This window comes from Streptomyces sp. NPDC002130, from assembly GCF_040296465.1.
Lineage (GTDB): Bacteria > Actinomycetota > Actinomycetes > Streptomycetales > Streptomycetaceae > Streptomyces.
Map to the genome: position 1 here is coordinate 1 of NZ_JBEOXI010000637.1, position 1,919 is coordinate 1,919.

Consider the following 1,919-nt stretch of genomic DNA (forward strand, 5'->3'; position numbering starts at 1 on the left):
GATGTTCTTGAGTCCGCCGCGGACGATGGCCTGGGCCAGAACGGTCGCGGTGGTGGTGCCGTCGCCGGCAACATCGTTGGTCTTGGTGGCGACACTCTTGACGAGCTGTGCGCCGAGGTTCTCGAAGGGATCTTCGAGCTCGATCTCACGGGCGATGCTCACACCGTCGTTGGTGACGGTGGGGCCGCCGAATGCCTTGGCGAGCACGACGTGGCGTCCACGCGGGCCCAAGGTCACCTTGACGGCGTCGGCAAGCTTGTCGACTCCGGCTTCGAGAGCGCGGCGTGCGGTCTCGTTGAACGCAATTTGCTTGGACATCTGTTCTGTCAGCTCCTGAATCTTCGGGGCGTGAACGCATTCCGCCCCGGGATCCTGTGTGGACTCCGGGGCGGATCACGTGTGTCTTACTTGGAGACGACAGCCAGCACGTCGCGTGCCGACAGGATCAGGTATTCCTGGCCGGCGTACTTGATCTCGGTTCCGCCGTACTTGGAGTAGATGACCGTGTCACCCTCCTTGACGTCGACCGGGATGCGGTTGCCCTGCTCGTTGACGCGGCCTTCGCCGACTGCAACGACGGTGCCCTCCTGGGGCTTTTCCTTGGCTGTGTCAGGAATGACCAGGCCGGAAGCCGTCGTCGTTTCAGCCTCGTTGGCCTGGACGAGGATCTTGTCCTCGAGCGGCTTGATGTTGACGCTCGCCACGATGAGCCCTCCACTTTGGGGTATGTGCGTCCGAGGCGATCCTCGGACAGCTGTTTGGGTATGCCGTTTACGGCGCGTCACTGCAGTCCCGTCGTCGCGGGTGCCGGAACTCGATCAGCGCCAATTGGCACTCTATACGTGAGAGTGCCAACCCTCAAGGACTGGGCGCATTTTTCTCTTCGTCCAGAGCGAAACAGGACAGCCGTCCACCACGTTCACCTATTGTTCACTTCGTGACGAACATCAATCGCCGTAGTTTTCTGACCTTCGCCGGACTCGGCGCCGTCGGCGCGGTCAGCCTTGGCAAGCCGTGGGGCCTGCAATACGCAGGCGCGTCGACCATTCCGACGTCCGGTCCCGGCACCACTCTCGAGTCCGTGTCCACCCCCGTCAGCAGCAGCGGCTACACCAAGCTCACCGCCGGGCCCGGTTGGGCGAACATCGTGCGCAGCGAGTTGGCCGAGCCGAAGTCGGGACGCGAGGACCGACGCACCGCGCTCGCCTCACTCGTGCAGTTGACCGACGTCCACATCGTCGACGCCCAGTCCCCCATGCGCTTCGAATACGTCCATCAGATCACCGGCTCGGCGTTCCGCCCCCAGGAGACCTTGACGGCGCACGGGTTGATTTCGCTTGTCCGACGCGTCAATTCGATCGGGAGTGGCCCGCACACCTCGCGCCCCTTCGATGCCGTCGTCACCACCGGCGACAACACCGACAACAAGGAATTCGCCGAACTCGACTGGTTCCTCACCTCACTCAACGGCGGTACCGTCGTCGCCAACACCGGTGCCAAGGACCGCTACGAGGGCGTGCAGAACTCGGGTGCCGATCTCTACTGGAACCCCGAGTCACCGATGCTCGACATGTACAAGAAGGCCGGTTTCCCGGAGATCCCGGACTTCTTCGGTGCCGCTTTCACTCCCGTGTCGAGCCCCGGCCTGAACACCCCTTGGTACTGCGTGTTCGGCAACCACGACGATTCGGTGTCCGGCACGGTGCCCAGCGGCATCCCGCCGCTCGAAGCGATGTACACGGGATCTCTCAAATTCGAGGTGCCCGGTTCACCGGAGCAGGCCAAGCAGATCGACGTCGCCACCAAGTTCGATCCCAGTGCGATTCCCGGAATCCTGTCCGCCTTCACGACGCCGCCGCGCCAGGTCACCCCCGACCCGTCGCGCGCGCCGTTCACGCCCCGGCAGTTCATCGCCGCAC

At 63.7% G+C, this 1,919-nt stretch carries 3 protein-coding genes; 1 reads left to right on the forward strand and 2 read right to left on the reverse strand.

Annotated features, from left to right (window positions below):
- Both ABT116_RS43830 and groES read right to left on the reverse strand, forming a co-directional pair.
- Positions 1-318, reverse strand: a 318-nt coding sequence (locus tag ABT116_RS43830) for a TCP-1/cpn60 chaperonin family protein (RefSeq protein WP_351646402.1), incomplete at its 3' end; no start/stop codon positions are given.
- 86 nt (positions 319-404) lie between these two features.
- Complete coding sequence (gene groES / locus ABT116_RS43835) at positions 405-704, reverse strand: co-chaperone GroES (RefSeq protein ID WP_003940763.1); 300 nt, start codon at positions 702-704, stop codon at positions 405-407.
- A 233-nt stretch (positions 705-937) separates the two neighbouring features.
- Here groES and ABT116_RS43840 point away from each other — a divergent pair.
- A partial coding sequence (locus ABT116_RS43840) for a TIGR03767 family metallophosphoesterase (RefSeq protein ID WP_351646404.1) occupies positions 938-1,919 on the forward strand: 982 nt, incomplete at its 3' end.